At 54.7% G+C, this 16,743-nt stretch carries 6 protein-coding genes; 5 read left to right on the forward strand and 1 reads right to left on the reverse strand.

Annotation, left to right across the window (positions count from 1 at the left end; translation table 11 throughout):
- Positions 1–658 precede the first annotated feature (658 nt).
- Both MXE39_RS07205 and MXE39_RS07210 read left to right on the forward strand, forming a co-directional pair.
- Positions 659–6,982 carry a flagellar hook-length control protein FliK gene (locus tag MXE39_RS07205; protein WP_246977958.1) on the forward strand — a complete coding sequence of 2,108 codons (6,324 nt, stop codon included), beginning with the start codon at positions 659–661 and terminating at the stop codon, positions 6,980–6,982.
- Between the two features lie 145 nt (positions 6,983–7,127).
- Entirely contained in the window at positions 7,128–7,472 is a 345-nt protein-coding gene (locus MXE39_RS07210; RefSeq protein ID WP_246977959.1) for an EscU/YscU/HrcU family type III secretion system export apparatus switch protein, read from the forward strand.
- A gap of 373 nt (positions 7,473–7,845) precedes the next feature.
- Here the strand turns inward: MXE39_RS07210 and mrcB are convergent, their stop codons facing one another.
- Complete coding sequence (mrcB, locus tag MXE39_RS07215; RefSeq protein WP_246977960.1) at positions 7,846–11,373, reverse strand: penicillin-binding protein 1B; 3,528 nt, start codon at positions 11,371–11,373, stop codon at positions 7,846–7,848.
- 1,784 nt (positions 11,374–13,157) lie between these two features.
- On the opposite strand from mrcB, the gene dksA reads away from it, so the two are divergent.
- From dksA to MXE39_RS07230, 3 genes are all read left to right on the forward strand, one after another.
- Positions 13,158–13,613 (forward strand): RNA polymerase-binding protein DksA, encoded by a 456-nt coding sequence (gene dksA, locus MXE39_RS07220; RefSeq protein WP_246977961.1) that lies wholly within the window; start codon positions 13,158–13,160, stop codon positions 13,611–13,613.
- 839 nt (positions 13,614–14,452) lie between these two features.
- Positions 14,453–14,680 carry a hypothetical protein gene (locus MXE39_RS07225; RefSeq protein ID WP_246977962.1) on the forward strand — a complete coding sequence of 76 codons (228 nt, stop codon included), beginning with the start codon at positions 14,453–14,455 and terminating at the stop codon, positions 14,678–14,680.
- A gap of 238 nt (positions 14,681–14,918) precedes the next feature.
- Positions 14,919–16,352 (forward strand): glutamate--tRNA ligase family protein, encoded by a 1,434-nt coding sequence (locus tag MXE39_RS07230; RefSeq protein ID WP_246977963.1) that lies wholly within the window; start codon positions 14,919–14,921, stop codon positions 16,350–16,352.
- Positions 16,353–16,743: the final 391 nt, after the last annotated feature.

Genomic DNA, 16,743 nt, shown 5'->3' on the forward strand with positions numbered 1-16,743 from the left:
TGTTCGCCATTGATATCTGTCTCAGGATTCTGCAAGACGGTCTACCGTCTTTGCGAACAGCTCCCTGTTATGTACAGCCATGCCATAAACGGGTATGTCAGCTGTACGGCCTCTGCGGCCATATGTCCCAGCAACAGTGCCCCGGCTATTATCCACTGTGGTCATGTTAGAATGCTAATTTGTCACAGGAGTAACCTGGCAATCCCTGAAGCATGTCAACTGTCCTGCAATTTCGGGATTTGTTCGGTTTTTTTGTCAGGAATTATCCTTTGTGTATCAGTGGCATGGCCAGCATCCTGCCTGCAGCATCGTCCTGCATTTTCTGTCTGTATTGAAGCTGTTTTTTTTACCTGAATATAGCCGCCCATGGCTAAACTCAAGCATGCACTTCATGCAGGGCTTTATATGAGCTCTTCAGGCATGAAGTGTGCACTGCTTTGGGTATGGGGTCAGTACAGGAAGCTCAGAACAGCTGTCATCTGCTGATATTATCGACCTATGAGCAAACTCAGCGCTGCAGGTCACAAATGATATACCCCTGCATCTTCACAGCCGTTACGGCATCAGAACATGTTCTTCTTCTGCCAGGCCGGGTAATTTTGCAAGCGCAGCGCAACGTGCATGCATAATTGCTCGCGCCGGCTTCAGGTTTTGTTTCATGAGCACTAACGTAGATAACCGCCTGCAGAGGACCTCCGCTGCGGATACCTCGAGAATTTCATTGAAATCCGCCCTTACAGGTGAAGATAAGGAAGCGTCACGCTCCCCTGCAATGAATAAAGCAGCTACAGTCTCATATCTGAACTCTCTGTCAAGGGAGCAGGATGAGGTAGGTGACTCACTGTCGCGCTCAATGAACAGGCTCAATCAGAGTCTGGGCAATGCCATGTCTGCTGCCGGTGAACCAGAGGTCGATTCCCAGGCCGAGCAGATGGCTGTTTACAGCAAGCTGGCAGGCAAGCTCATTGACCGTGATTCCTCCCTCCAGGAAAAAGTTGCGCAGAATCTTTCCAGCGGCTCTTCAACTGTCCGCACCCGAGATGCAGCCGAATCGCTGCAAAAGGCCATGAACTCCCTGCCTGCAACCCTCAAAGAAGGAACTCAGACCGGTAAGGATCTGGCCAAGTTCATGGTGGAAAACCTGGTTACTCTTTCAGACCGTCGCCACATGGGCGCAGGCCTTGAAAGAGATCTGGCAGTCCGTCAGATTAATGTTCCAAAGAACCAGCCCAACAGCCGCATTCAGCAGGCAAGCAGCCGTGTGCTCAGTGCCTCAATCGAATACGTCAAAAGCAATCAGCCAGAGGCTCTGGCCCGCTCAGCCAGAGAAAATGCTGCAGCATCAACAGCAACTTCCTCCTCATCCCGTGGCTCAGACAATTCAGTTGCTTTGACCTCCCGCGATAACCAGCATGCTGCCAAACAGGACTCAGCCACCTATGCCGAGCGCCTGCGTCAGCTGCGTCAGGCTCATGCCAACCCTGACACCGCCCGCACAGAGAACAGCCGCAACACTCAGGGAACTCCCGGAGCTGACAAGCCTATCAGCGCTGAAATCTCAAAGCGCATCAGCAATCTTATTGCCCGTGCTGCCAACACAGCCAAGAGTGGCAACCTCATCCAGATTTCCCCTGAAGAAGCCGAAAAGTTTGATCGCAGCATTTCAAGTCAGAACCGCTCTGACAGCATCAACCGTCTTTTCAGCCGCGATAACGGCTCTTCAGCACCAAGCGATGGTGAACTGCCGCCACCTTCACGTCATGTTCCTGAGGCTAACGTTCGCCAGCTTTCCCTGGCCGAACTGTCTGCCCGTGCAAGCAAACTTCAAAGTGAGTTTCGTGCCGAGCGTCAGCGCATAGTTCAGGAAGGCAAACTGCCTGATCCTGCAGAAATGCCAAAGATAGTCTTTGAGCCAAAAGTATCTGCACAGAACAGCGCATCTGACAGAAAATCAGCTCTTGATGCCATGCGTGCTCATACCATGGCTCTGTCTCAAAAACTTGCTGCAGCTCAAAACGCTATCAGCTCACGCTACCCTGTCCCTCCTGCAGACGCAGAGGGTGAAGCTGCGCCAAATCAGACTCGCCCTGCCCAGACTCCTGCAGATGGCAAGGCTCAGGCAAACACCCCGGCTGAGAGCAAAGCACCTGTAATTGCTCAGAACAACAAAGCCACTGCTGATAGTAAGGGAGAGACAAAACCGGCTCCAGCTCCAGCTCCAGCTGACAAGCCAGCTACAGCCGATATTAAGCCTCAGAGCAATGCAGCCAGACCTGCAACTGATGGCAAGATGCCTCCACTTAGCATGAACAACATGCCGTCCAATATCGTAAATCTGAGCTTTAAGGCAGTTCAGAGCACCGGTTATGGCGGTATGGATATCATGCCAGGCATGACTATTCCTGTCTCCCACTTTGGCAGTGTCGATAACGATACTATCCAGCCAAACCAGCAGGCTTTAAACGCCCTCAAGATGCAGGCACGTATCCTTGAGGCCCACAATCAGGCTCAGCAGTCTGAGGCCGATGCTGACATCCCGACATCAAACAGTCAGCATGCCCGCCCTGTAACAATCCCTGCAGGAGAGGCTGACGCTGATGTCCCTGTACAGCAAAATCAGAACACAGCTCAGCGTCCGGCCATCACACCTAATCAGCAACCAGCTGACGGCGATGAAAGCAAGGCACCTGTAAATCAGAACACTGCCCAGCGTCCATCCATTGTTCCGCAGCAGCCTGAGGCTGATGGTGATGAGTCCAAGGCTCCGGTAAATCAGAACACTGCCCAGCGTCCCTCCATTGTTCCTAACCAGCAACCTGCTGACGGCGATGAAAGCAAGGCACCTGTAAATCAGAACACTGCCCAGCGTCCAGCCATCGTTCCTAACCAGCAGCCAGCTGACGGCGATGAGTCCAAGGCACCTGTTAACCAGAACACTGCCCAGCGTCCATCCATTGTTCCTAACCAGCAACCTGCTGACGGCGATGAAAGCAAGGCACCTGTTAATCAGAACACTGCCCAGCGTCCATCCATTATTCCGCAGCAGCCAGCTGACAGCGATGAGTCCAAGGCTCCGGTAAATCAGAACACTGCCCAGCGTCCATCCATTGTTCCGCAGCAGCCAGCTGACGGCGATGAAAGCAAGGCACCGGTTAACCAGAACACTGCCCAGCGTCCGGCCATCACACCTAACCAGCAGCCAGGTGACGGCGATGAAAGCAAGGCACCTGTTAACCAGAACACTGCCCAGCGTCCATCCATTGTTCCGCAGCAGCCTGAGGCTGATGGTGATGAGTCCAAGGCTCCGGTAAATCAGAACACTGCCCAGCGTCCATCCATTGTTCCTAACCAGCAACCTGCTGACGGCGATGAGTCCAAGGCACCTGTTAACCAGAATACTGCCCAGCGTCCATCTATCGTTCCTAACCAGCAACCAGCTGACGGCGATGAGTCCAAGGCACCAGTTAACCAGAACACTGCCCAGCGTCCATCCATTGTTCCTAACCAGCAACCTGCTGACGGCGATGAGTCCAAGGCACCTTTTAACCAGAACACTGCCCAGCGTCCATCAATTGTTCCGCAGCAGCCAGCTGACAGCGATGCGTCCAAGGCACCTGTTAACCAGAACACTGCCCAGCGTCCATCCATTGTTCCGCAGCAGCCAGCTGACGGCGATGAGTCCAAGGCACCTGCTAACCAGAACACTGCCCAGCGTCCATCCATTGTTCCGCAGCAGCCAGCTGACGGCGATGAGTCCAAGGCACCTGTAAATCAGAACACTGCCCAGCGTCCATCCATTGTTCCAAACCAGCAGCCAGCTGACGGCGATGAGTCCAAGGCACCTGCTAACCAGAACACTGCACAGCGTCCGTCTATCGTGCCTCAGCAGCCTGTGGCTGATGGGGAGGAGGGTCGTGCCCCTGCTGATCTCAATACCGCTCAGCTTCCGTCTATTGTTCCGCAGCCTGAAGGTGAGGGTCAGGGTCAGGACGACATTCCTGAAAATATGGCTCATCGCCCAACCATTGTTCCGGGTAATCAGCAAGGCATGGGAGCAAGTGACGGCAGCAACAGCGAGACTGCTGGTATGTCTGGTCAGGGCCAGAACGCAGGCTCGGCCTCTGGTGGCATCCTCAATCAGTCACATGGCGGCCGCTCCAATATGTACGCCCGCCTGTATGGAGCCGTACAGCAAAACAGCCTTAATGATGAAAGACAGCCTCCTGTACACACTGTTCAACGTCCGGCTACCTTAAGCCAGGGCAGTCTTGCTGCTCAGGACGCTCAGAGCGGATCATCTACTGCTGCTCCAGCCGGTCTGTCAGGCGCACCTGCTGATGGCGAGGTTCTGGATGACGGAGCTGCTGTTTCCCGCAGTGAGAACAATGTTCTTTCTCAGACCCGTCTGCCACCGGGAGCTGAGGTCGATGTCGAGGCTGAGGCTGCCGATGAGGCTGCCCGCCGCCCGGCAACTCACGGATCTGCAACCGATGTAGCAAAGACCCGCGAGTACCTTGAGCAGCGCTCAGATCAGGCTCAGATTAAGAAAGAAATTGTTCAGCAGGAACAGGCCGCCGAAAAGACCGAGCAGAAGCTGACCAGAGAAATTGCTCAGGACGAGCAGATTCAGGATAAGAAGGCTGTTCAGGAAGAATTTCTGGTCAATATGCAGGCCCGTGCCCAGGCTGCTGCCAATGTGGCTGACAAGATGTCAGCTCAGCATCAGGCTCAGGTACAGACTCAGCAGGCCCGTACTCAGGCCGAGCAAATGGCCGCCCGCAATGGTGAGATAAACCAGTTCTCGCGTCTGTACTCTCAGACTCTTACCGAACAGAGAACTCAGGAAGCTCAGATCATGGGTTCAACCAGGGTTAATACCGTTGGTGATACTCATATCAAGGCCACAGGCACAGCCGTAGCCTCTACCACTACTCATATTATTCAGGAGACAGCTGAGCGCGCCAAAGTAAATCATGGCGAACACGCCCTGCAGGCAGCCCAGCGCAACACCACAGCAGGTAATACCGGTGTCGAGCAGGCTCAGACAGCCGGTCAGACCACCGGACAGGCCGGTGGCCAGGGTGCCGGTGCTGCAGGTCAGGGTTCAGCCCAGACTGCAGGTGCCGCTCAGTCCCAGCTGGCTCAGGGTCAGACCCAAGCTGCCCAGACCGGCACTCAGGGTGCTGGCCAGGCTCAGACTGGCCAGGTTCAGCCAGGACAGGCACAGCAGGGTGCCGCAGCACAGACCCAGGCAGCCGCTCAGGCTGCTGCCCAGGCTAATGCTCAGACTGCTGCAGGTGCTCAGGCCAGTGCCCAGGCAGCTGCCGGTACTCAGGCAGCTGCACAGGCTGCACAGAATGCCCAGGCCGCAGCTCAGCAGGCAGCTCAGGCTGCCCAGCAGGCTGCTGCCGCAGTGCGTAACGAGCTGGCTCAGAGTGTTAAGCCTGCTCAGGGCGCCCAGGCTGCCGGAGCAGCCGGTGCTGTCGGAGCTGCCGGCGCCGCCGGTCAGAGCGGCATGGCTGGTGCTCCTTCAGGAACAGGTCCTTCACCAATGCCTGGTACTGGAGGTACTCCGGCAACAGGTGATCGCCCAGGCATTCAGATTCCTCCTATGCCTATTCTGCACTCTCCTGTTATCAGCCTTGATGAGGACAGCCTGCAGGATGAGATTATCAAGAACGTTATTCAGACCGTACCGTCTGATGACCTTGATGAATTTGGCCTGAAAAACAGCAGCAATGGCAATCAGGCTCTGTCCGGTGTAGTTGCCGATACTGACCTTACTGCCGATAACAATGCCATCAGCCAGATTATCAACAAGGGCAATGATGGCATGATGAGCTCCAGCGTTCTTGGTGCTGCCCAGATTACCTCCGGTCAGAACGACCCTATTCCTGAAGAAAGTGTGGTCAACAATGTTGCTACTCCAAAGGAAGGTGGTCTGTTCCGCCGTCTGGCTTCACTCTTTGGCCGCCGTAATGCCGATGAGGCTGCCAGCATGCCGCCTGCAGGACTTGATAAGGCAGCCGGTGCTGATAAAACTGTAGATCCAAGCAAGGCAGCCCTTGAAGATGGAACCCGTGACACCTCGGCACTCAACAGCAAAAACACTGAACAGGCAGCCCAGTCCAGCCTGCGACAGAACAGTCTTGAGAACCTGACCTTAAAGCTGCAGACAGCGGCAGCTGATCAGTCCCTGCCACCTAAGATGCAGGAACAGGCTCAGAACCTGCTCAAGTCTCTGAACAATCCGGTCAATGATCTGCAGACTGTCAGCAACTGGCTGAACTTTGTCACCGGTCCAATGTCACCATCATCTTCTCAGGCCATGGCCCTGCACCAGTGGGCTTTCATGCTGCTGTGTATCCGTTTTGAGCAGATTGGTAAGAACGTTGACAAGTTCCTGAAGAAGACTCAGGGCGGTGCCCAGAAGGCAGCAGCTCTTGAGCCTGCCATCAAGGAACACCAGAAGATGACTCAGGAAATGGACGAGACCAGCGCCAGCAAGAGCCGCGACCTGCTCAAGGAAACCTTTGGTCAGGTAGAGCGCATGCAGCAGCAGATGCAGTCCATCCCTCAGGATCAGTCCATGCTGCGCCATATTCCTCTGCCACCTAACTATCAGGGCGGCAAGGAAGGCAGCATGAGCGCTCAGAAACGCAAGGATGAAGATGGCGGCACCAGCTGGCATCTCAACTTCAATCTCGACCTTGAAAACCTCGGTGCCCTGCAGGTAAAGGTCAAGCTGCGCTTCCCTGAAATCCAGATGTCATTTGTGGCTGAAAAGTTTGAGACCCTGCAGAAAGTTCAGGCTCACATGCCAGAACTCAATGCCCGCCTCAAGGAAGTAGGCCTGACCTCACGCGGCTCCAATGCCCGTCTGGGCCCGGTCAGCTTCAATGACAATGCAGTCATGACTGAGACACCTCTCAGTCCGGACCGCTTCCGTTTCGAGGGCAATGCCTTTAATGCCAATGCCTGATGATCAGGCGACTACTGACAACTGCAGCCGCGCCACAGTCCTGAGCAGCAGTCCCAGGAGGCAGCGTCACTGCCGGTGGCATCCCACTGCACACTTAACCGGGACAGCGAGCCCGACTTAAACCCGATTTTGCCGGAGAAACAGTATGTTCTCATCCAAGTCATCCTACTCACGCAACAAATCAGGCCTCAAAGAGGCTGTCGGTCTGAGCTACGATGAGGAAAGCCGCAGCTCCCCTGTGGTCTCCTCAAAGGGTGAGGGTGCCATGGCCGAGGCCATTATCGACATGGCAAAAGAGCTGGGTCTGTACGTTCACAAGGACGAGCAGCTGATGAGTCAGCTGCGCTGCCTCAAAGAAGGTGAGGAAATCCCTCGCGAGCTTTTTGAGGTTATCTCCCAGATACTGGCTTTCAGCTATCTGCTGCAGGGCAAGACCCCGGCGTCATGGACCCGTGCCGACGGCACCCGCGCCATCAATGTCAACGCCTGATACTGCCCCGCAGTCAGCCCGGCCCAAAGCCGAAAAAAAAGCCTCCAGCTGTTGCTGGAGGCTTTTTTCATTGGGCTGTTGTCAGCGCCGCTGTGTTGATCCCAACCGGGACGGCTGGTCCGTGTCCCGGCCCAGGCTGCCCGTGGAGCGGCCCGTGACTGTCCGTAGCCCGGCCCAGGACAGTTCTGGCCATGGCAAGGCTATGGCAGGATCCGGCTCAGGACCTGTGCAAGGCCATTGCCTGGCCTGAACGGGGCTGGGAGCGGACCTTGCCTGTGTTGCACTGAAGACGGCTCTGACTGGAGCACTCCTTGCCTGGAACGTCAGGCGGCGCATAATTTCTGCATCAGACATTGCGTGCCGCCTGCCGGGCCTAGAAGATACTTAAGAGCTCATCTTCAAAGGCATCGGCCTGACGCTCAGTGTTTTCAGAGGAACGCTGAGTTGGGCGGGCCTGATTGTCAGGCTTTACCGGATCAACGTCACGGGCACCAGAGTCCTCTACACTGCCATCCTTAAGGGCATTGATATTCGGTGCCACAAAGTTGTTACCGGCCGGACGTACAGGACCATCGCCAAATAGTGATCCAGGGGCCGCAGGTGCCGGCTGACCGCCCTGTACTGGCTTGCCAGGCTGTCCAGACTGGCCTGCCGGGACAGGGGCCGGGGCGACCTGACCTGATGGCATTATTGGACGGGTGCCCAGATTTAATGAGCCTGGGGCAGCCGGAGCACCTGGAGTTCCGGTACCGGCAGCGTTCTGACCCTCTGGTGCATTTGGATCGTATGGTCTGTATACAGGCTGCTGAGACTGAGGTACTTCATATGGCAGCTCGTCATAGCCAAACTCACCAAAGTTATTGCACTGTCTTATGTACTGAATGCGATCCTCACGGGCCGGATAGCGCTCCATACCTGGCTCCTCACAGCCACTGGCCAGCACGTTGCCCTGAGAGTCGAAGTTGGCAAAGACAATGCCCTGTGGACGCTTGAGATCAAGTGAGTTCACACCACGCTCCTGCAGGTAGGCACCATACAGTCTCATGGCACCGGTTGAACCGTACAGGCCTGTGGACTTGTTGTTGTCATAGCCTACCCATACAGTGGCTACTTCATCAGAGTCCATACCTACAGTCCATGAGTCACGGAAATCGTTGGTAGTACCAGTCTTGGAGGCAATGGTTACACCAGGGAACATCCTGGCAATACGACGTCCGGTACCAGTGCGGGTAGCCTCGGTCATACCGTAAATGGCCAGATAGGTATCCTTTGGATCAAGGGTACGTGGTGAGCGGTTACCACCACGCTGATAAACAATCCTGCCATCCTTTTCAATGGTACGCAGAGCAGTCAGGTCGCGGTAGATACCTTCAGTGGCCATACCTACGTACATGGAATTGAGCTCATAAGGAGAAAGCTCTGGAGTACCAAGAACAATGGACGGATACAGTGGCAGCTTGCGCCTGTAACCGGCGGCATTGAGGGTATTGATGACATTATCAAGACCGGCGCCCATGCCCACACGCACCGTAGGTACATTCAAGGACTTGGCCATGGCGGTAATTACACGGATCGGACCACGGAACTTCTTGTCATCATTCTTTGGTGACCAGATATTGCCATTTGGCAGCTTCACCTGTACGGCGCTGTCATTGACAATGGAGCCAAGATGATAGCCCTGATGGAAAGCGGTCAGATACACAAAAGGCTTGATAAGCGAGCCTACCTGACGGCGGCTGTCCAGAGCACGGTTATAACCGTCATACTTTGGATTTGAGGAACCTACAATGGCTGAAACCTCACCGGTACGCCATGAAGAGACGACCATGGCAGCCTCAAGATTGCTCTTCTTGCTCTCTTTTTCAATGGCAGCAATCTGCTCGGTTACAGCCTTTTCAGCTGACAGCTGAGCCTGAGGGTCAAGTGAGGTAAAGATACGGATGCCATTACCTGACAGAAAGTCCTTACCTGTTCTTTCTTCCTCTTCCTTGAAACGCCAGCCAATTTCAGTCTTAACAAGGCCCATGAAAGCTGGGGTCTTGTTGTAATTCATCTGACCGCGCTTAATGACATTGAGCGGTTTGGCAGCGAGCTTTTCAAAGAGCTCAGGAGAAATATGGCCACGGTTGCGCAGCACACCAAGAACGGTATTGCGGCGCTCCAGAGCGTTATCAGGATAGCGCCATGGATCGTAATAGGATGGGCCTTTGATAAGACCAACCAGCAGAGCCATCTGATCGAGGGACAGCTCGGCTACCGGTACACCAAAGTAGAAATAGGAGGCCAGACCAAAGCCGTAAATACCGGCATTTCCATTCTGGCCCAGGTAAATTTCATTCATGTAAGCCTCAAGGATCTGCTCCTTGGTGTAGCGGTGATTCATGGCCATGGCCATGAAGATTTCCTTGAGTTTACGGGAATAGCTGCGCTCGTTGGTCAGGAAGTAGTTCTTGACCAGCTGCTGAGTAATGGTACTGCCGCCCTCAACCACACGGCCTGCCATGGTGTTCTTCACAAAGGCACGGACAATGGCTACAGGGTTGATACCAAAGTGTTCAAAATAGGAGCGGTCTTCAATTTCTACCAGAGTGGTAACCAGCTGCTCGGGCACCTGATCAAGGGAAATGAAGATACGGTCTTCCTGAGGATTGATACGGTTAATACGATCAAGCAGAACAGGATCCATGCGCAGGAATGCCATTTCCTGGAGGGTTTCGGCATTGAGGATACGGTTAACGCGCTTGTCCTCAAATTCCACCATTAAGGACAGACGCGGCTCTTCACCATCAGGGAAAGTAAATGGACGGCGGATCAGTACCACACGGCCGTTCTTGCGGTTAACGGCATATTCGCCCGGACGGGACGGACTGGATACTTCACGGTACTGCAGCAGCTTGAGCTCGTAGAGCATCTGATCAAGAGACAGACGCTGATCAGGATAGAGCTCCAGAGGACGGGAATAAACTACGGCCGGCAGCACCCACTTGTCATCTACCTCATAACCGTCGATCACCACGGCATCAAAGTAGATAAAGAGCAGAGCACTGATACCAATGCCTACTACAGCCAGCTTGATAAAGAGATAGGTAAGGAAGCGTATGGTCTTTACCATGCGCTGCCAGACAGTAAGACGAGGCAGAGCACCAAGGGCGCGGGCTTCCTTTTCAGCAATACGTGCCTCTTTTTCAGCACGCACACGCTCACGCCAGCGATAGAGGAAGTTGCCCTCAACATCACCGGCAGCAAGACTCTCACGGGCATTTTGCAGACGCAGCAGAGCCTGAGCCTTCTGCTCATCACCCTCAAAACGTGCCAGCATCTGCTCATAGGTCTCATACTCATTGCCAGCGTCTGCCCCGTCACCTGCGGTACCCGCAGCACCGCCTCCGACAGTTTCGCCCCCGGCAGCGCCATCTGCATCGGTCCCGTTACTGTCAGAGTCACCCGCTGCGCCCTTAGCCTCGGTTACAGCATCTGCCCCGCCTCTGTCAGCACCCGCCTCCTCAGCCCGGCCTGAGCGGCCCTTGTCATCACCGCCCTCTGGCGGCAGGCCGCCCGGGACGGCGCCACCGGCACCACCGGCAGCGCCCGCCCCTGCACCAGCGACACCTGCGGCGCCTGTGCCATTAGAGTCCTGTGCCGCAAGGTCGGAAATATCACTGTTGTGCTCAACGCTGTCGCTGTCAGCCTTTTCCTGGGCGGCGACAGCAGCACGACGGCCCGGTCCGGTCAAGGGAGCATCATCAAGGGCACTGAAGGAGCCGGCATCAAAGGAAGCAGAGCCTGAACCTGTAAGATCCTGGCCCTGATTATTTTGCGGGTCCGGCATACCGGTAAAGTCACCAAAGGTAGGCTCAAGTCGCGAGCTGCCGCTGCCATGGCCGTTATGCTTATCCTGCATCAGTTATTACCTTCCTTCTGGGGCCCTGTGCTCTGTGAACATCAGGCCTTATGGCGCAGCTTATGGAGACACACTGCTCCTTAATGGCTGCGCCTTGAAATTCTTCAGGCAGAAAGATTACTCCAACACCTGCCTCAAATGTCCGTACCCGTAAAGCGGCCCGCAGTGCCGCAGACAGTATGCTCAGGACAGATCCTCACCTGGGATTTTGCAGGCCGGTCATACCTGGCCTGTCCCGCGCCTGACAGGGCACCCATGACAGGCTCATTTTACTGCCCGTATGCATGCCTCACAGCTTATGCTGCCCTTACAGAACAAAAGTATGCATTATAGCAAAGCAAGCCTAAACTCAACTATCAGCCCATGGCATTGTGCATACAAAATAAGCCGCTCCCGCCCCCATATTTACGGCAGTCTGGACTACCGGGCAAATGAGGCGTAACCTGCCAACAGCAGAGCCTGGCAATAAACCCCAAGGCCGCGCCAGGGCAACCGTCATAACCTGGCCGCAGCAAGGCCACACCAGGGCCGCTGCCGGGCTATAACGTGGCTACAGCCTGGCCCAGCCGGGCCACAACTTGGCTACACCCTGGCCGCAATGCAAATCACAGGTACGGGCTGAGCCGTGCCGGCAGCGCCAGCACCGGGCAGGCCCAGCCTGGCAACTCCCAGGGCATTGCCCAGGCGGCAGCATGGCCGGGCCTGGTCACAGCAAGGCACAGGACTGACAGCCGCCACATGGCCTAAGCAAGAACATCTGATCTGCCCACAGTGCACTATATATATGTAGAAAGCGCACTCCCGGAACTGACCACCCTGATCCGGCCAGTATTGTGAGCAGCTGATACTGCGGTTACGCTGCGTATATCTAAGGATAAAACGGCCGGCACTTTTCAGTGAAATTTATGGAAAAGCTGCATGTTGCCCTCATCGGGGCAGTCACTTTGATGACGGACCTGCATTTATGACCAGGTATTCCAATGTAAAGTTCACGTAAGGTTACAGTTAAGACTACATTTTTATGGCTGTGAATTTTTCTGTTTTGCAGGCGGGTCGTCATTTTGGACATATGATGCTTAGTGCCATTTGAATTACTGTGCTATGTTGATTGACCTGGTTTACCTTGCCCTGAGCCTTAACTTCAGCGTCAGTAGTTTTTCATAAGCCCAGGCCCCTGACAGCAGCGCCATGCTGCTCTAAAGAGTGCAGGCCCACTGTCAGATATCACATAGACAGAGCACTTTAAGACACGACAGGCTTTGGAAAAGCCTGCCTGAACGGGGCTGCAAAGTGAGAAAAATGCGATACACGGCATGGAGCATTACGCAAATTAGCTATATTTCTCACAGCATGGATATTATTTGCTTGATACCCCGGGGCAATTTATGGATAATGCTTGCCTTGATTAATGGCCAGTCCCATTAATAAGGGCTTGTATTAGCTGTTTGCGCCAGTAGCGCTGCAGCTTGAATCAGGTCTGTCACAGCCGCTCTTCGCCCTTGCGGGCGTGAAGTTGTCCCTGTGCAATGACGGAAACGTTCAGGTGTTCTGTAAGGCATCTGCCTCAGGTTTACAGGTTCAAATGCACTTCATCCGTCATGTTTGCGGTCAGAAGCCTGCCCTGAGGGCCGGCCTAACCATCAGAGCATCATCCTGAATGGATCTACAGTACCTTGCAGGTGCTGAACCTGCCATCAGGAACAAATGAGCCGGGCTGCTGCCCTTGCTCATTAACCGCCCTTATGAGGCGGGCTGATGCTTACAAACCAATAAGGAAATGAGTTATGAGTAACCTTACCCAAGAAGATTTAGACTCCATGTCGCCGCTGGCTATTGCCGGTGTTAAGCCTTACCAGGAGCAATCTGGTGAGGAATACATGAATGATGCTCAGAAAGAGCACTTCCGCAAGATCCTGACCGCCTGGCGTGATCAGCTGCGCTCTGAAGTAGACCGCACTGTAGGCCACATGAAGAACGAAGCTGCCAACTTCCCTGATCCAGTTGATCGTGCTTCCCAGGAAGAAGAGTTTGCCCTCGAGTTACGCGCCCGTGATCGTGAGCGCAAGCTGATCAAGAAGATCGAAAAGACCTTACGCAAGCTCGATGATGACGAGTTTGGTTACTGCGAGCAGTGCGGCATTGAGATTGGTATCAAGCGTCTTGAGGCCCGTCCAACCGCCGATCTGTGCGTAGACTGCAAGTCCCTGGCTGAAATCAAGGAAAAGCAGTACGGAGACTAACAGCAGGTCCTGCTCACTATCAGGCACACTCTGCCTGCACTCAATAACTCAGGCGCACTGCGGTGCGCTTGAGTATATTCCCATGAGCCCCCAGGCCCACCTCCAAACTCCCAGCTCCTCCTAAAAACTCAAGGTCCCCACCCACCACATCAGGGCGGTCCTGCAGCTGTACTGCAACAGTCCCAGGCCCCATCAGGCGATCTCACAGTCACCGCATCTCAACCTTACAGCCACCTCCTCCAATCTCATCCCATCCTGTCATTTCAATAAGTATCCGGCCCATATTCCATCAGGCGCCAAAGCAACTGACAGCTAAACCCGTACACCAACTGAGATGCTCGGCCCATACACCACTTCTCAGCAATCCTTAAGGCCCACATTTTTGCTCTGCAACTGACAGCACATTGTTCAGTTTTCATATATCTCACAGCACCATAATTTTGCTTTGCAAAAGACATTGGATAGAGTTTTAAAGGTGCGATCACCAGCCCTGCAAGAATCGCCCCTGCTACGCTGTCCCGCTCTCAATCAAACAGGCCATGAACGGTCTATGCCATCTGTACAGACAGACGGACAGATCTGATCAGGGCTGGGATGGGCTGGGCTGGACAGAACAGATCAGGGCATGGCAGGACAGAGCTGAGCCGGGTTAGGCAGGGCAGGACAGAGCTGGGCCGGGTTGGGCAGGTCAAATACTGTGGCATTTTGTCAGGTAATAACAGAAATACTTAACTTTCAGCCCCAAAGATCATATTCTCATGGCTTACGCAGACTGATGGCTCAGATAACCAGCCACTTTCTGCACTGTCAGTGTTTTTTGTTTTGCTTAAGGATAAGCCATGGCTGATAACACTCCACTTGATCTCTCTGTCATTCCGGAAAAGCTCTACTTCAAGAAAGGCTCCTGCGGCGCCACCTATGTGCAGATTAAGCATGGCGTCAAATTCGACGAGAAAAAGCAGCGCGACGTTCCGGTACGACTGACCATGGGCAAGGTGGTTGCAGGTAACGAAAGCACCTTTATTCCTAACAGGAATTTCTTTGAGCTCTTTGGCGACAGGCAGTAGAGCCGGCCATTCAATCAGAGGATAAGAGTCACCAGGCCCTGCCCGAGAGCTGCCTGCCGGCGGCATTGCCGCAGGCCGCTATGAACAGGCGAACAGCAGAGCAACTGCCTGCGACCTGGCCACGGGCCGGTGCGCTCCAGGCGGGCAGCCGCCAGACAGCCTGCCAGACAGCCATGCATGCAGGCGGCCATGCGCCGCATGGCGGCTGTGAATGTTAAACGTGAGGATCCTTTTTTCTATGACTTACTGCGGACGTTTTGCCCCATCACCAAGCGGTCGCCTCCATCAGGGATCGCTGGTGGCCGGTTATGCCGCTTTGCTGCGCTGCCTGAACCATCAGGGCCGCTTTATTGTCCGTATTGAGGATCTGGACTTTCCCCGCTGCCCGCCCGCCAACACACCTGTCATTCTTACCGAGCTGGCTCTTCTTGGTATCAAGTCTCCTCTGTCACCTGTGATTCAGAGCTGTCAGCTCGAGGATTATCATGAGGTGATGAATGTCCTGACCGACAATGGCACAGCCTATTTCTGTGAGTGCACCCGCGCCCTGATGAAACAGCGTCCCTGCCCCTGCCACGAACAGCAGGTTCAGGAGAAACTGCGCACTGCCGATGCTGACCACCTTGCCATACGCATTGAGCTCAAAGAGTGCCTTAAGCATTACCCGTCTTTTAAGGACAACAACCTTGGAATGGTCAGTCAGTGTGATCTGGGACATGAGCTGGCAAGCTCCCTGGTACTGCGCCGTGCTGACGGCATCATTGCCTACAATCTGGCCGTGGTGGTTGATGACCACAACGAAGGCATAAGCGAGGTAGTACGCGGCGCTGACATGCTCGATGCCACCTTCCTGCAGCTTTGTCTTTACGACATCATGGGCTGGACTGCCCCTGAGTTCTTTCATGTGCCGCTCATCACCGACCCTCAGGGCAACAAGCTTTCCAAACAGAACAAAGCTCCTGCCGTGCTCAGCACCATGGCTCCTCATCAGGCCTTTATTCACACCTGCAGACTGCTGGGCCAGCAGTGCGATGAAAACTGCATGAATATGGCAAAATACCTTGATGAAACTTTCATCCGGGCCGGTTTGATAACCCTTGAGATAATCAGCCGGGCCGCAGCAGCTGCCAATGCTGCAGCTGCCGCCTCTGCTGCCTCTGCCGAGGCCGCAAGATGCAGCGACCAGGGCCATAGCCGTTCACGACACGCCCGCAATGCAGCAGCCACTGACTTAAGCTGTCAGCCTGGCAGTACCAGGCACACTGCCCTGACCAGCACTGTCCTTGGTCTAGGACTTTTACTGACCCCTCAACTCAGTCCGGCCAGAGGCTTTGGCCATGGCCAAAGCCATGGCCAGGCCCCGGCCACTTCAGCTGCCCCGACCACTTCAGATGCCCGGGCCACTGCAGCATGCCATGGACAGAGGGCAGTGCCCGGCCTCGATTATGGCAATGACAAAGGTGAGGTTCTGACTGAATTTATGCTTCCTGACAGCGGAATTGATATCTCAATGCTGGTGCATGCTCTCTGTGATGGCGGGGCCGATGGCGCAGGCATGGCAGCTGTGGCTGAAGTGGCCCGTGAGTACGCTCACGGCATGGATGATCTTATATTCCATATGGCCTGTGCCTTTAATGTGGCGGCCATGCCCCATTCGGCTATTGTGATATAATGCAGCCTGTTTTCGGGCGAACCGCCTGAAAGAAACAGTACCGGCATGCTGACGCCCGCATTATTTTTCAAGCGTCCTGCAGCCAGTGCAATGCTCATATCAGCCTGCAGAGGAGCTGCTGAACATTTGTGCAGCAAAGCAGATGCAGATCAGCCAGTCTGCACCAGGCTTTCCCTGAGGCATACTCTCTGACCGACAGCCCTGTCATGGTCTGAACCATGAACACTGAAGGTGCGCAGCAGATGAGGGAGCATATGTCATGACAGGTACTGTATCTGCGGTTTTCCCTGGTGAATTAAGCTGAGCCTGACGGCACCGCCCCTCAGTAATATGAGACGGGCTGACAGCAACAGATATGCGCTGCTCTTTGCAGGTGTATTTTGTGAACTGT

Origin of the sequence: Anaerobiospirillum sp. NML120511, assembly GCF_023050955.1 — a bacterium.
Lineage (GTDB): Bacteria > Pseudomonadota > Gammaproteobacteria > Enterobacterales > Succinivibrionaceae > Anaerobiospirillum.

Coding starts and splice junctions, on each gene's coding strand:
- MXE39_RS07205 (WP_246977958.1), top strand. CDS start 659: ATGAGCACTAACGTAGATAACCGCCTGCAGAGGACCTCCGCTGCGGAT.
- MXE39_RS07210 (WP_246977959.1), top strand. CDS start 7,128: ATGTTCTCATCCAAGTCATCCTACTCACGCAACAAATCAGGCCTCAAA.
- mrcB (WP_246977960.1), bottom strand. CDS start 11,373: ATGCAGGATAAGCATAACGGCCATGGCAGCGGCAGCTCGCGACTTGAG.
- dksA (WP_246977961.1), top strand. CDS start 13,158: ATGAGTAACCTTACCCAAGAAGATTTAGACTCCATGTCGCCGCTGGCT.
- MXE39_RS07225 (WP_246977962.1), top strand. CDS start 14,453: ATGGCTGATAACACTCCACTTGATCTCTCTGTCATTCCGGAAAAGCTC.
- MXE39_RS07230 (WP_246977963.1), top strand. CDS start 14,919: ATGACTTACTGCGGACGTTTTGCCCCATCACCAAGCGGTCGCCTCCAT.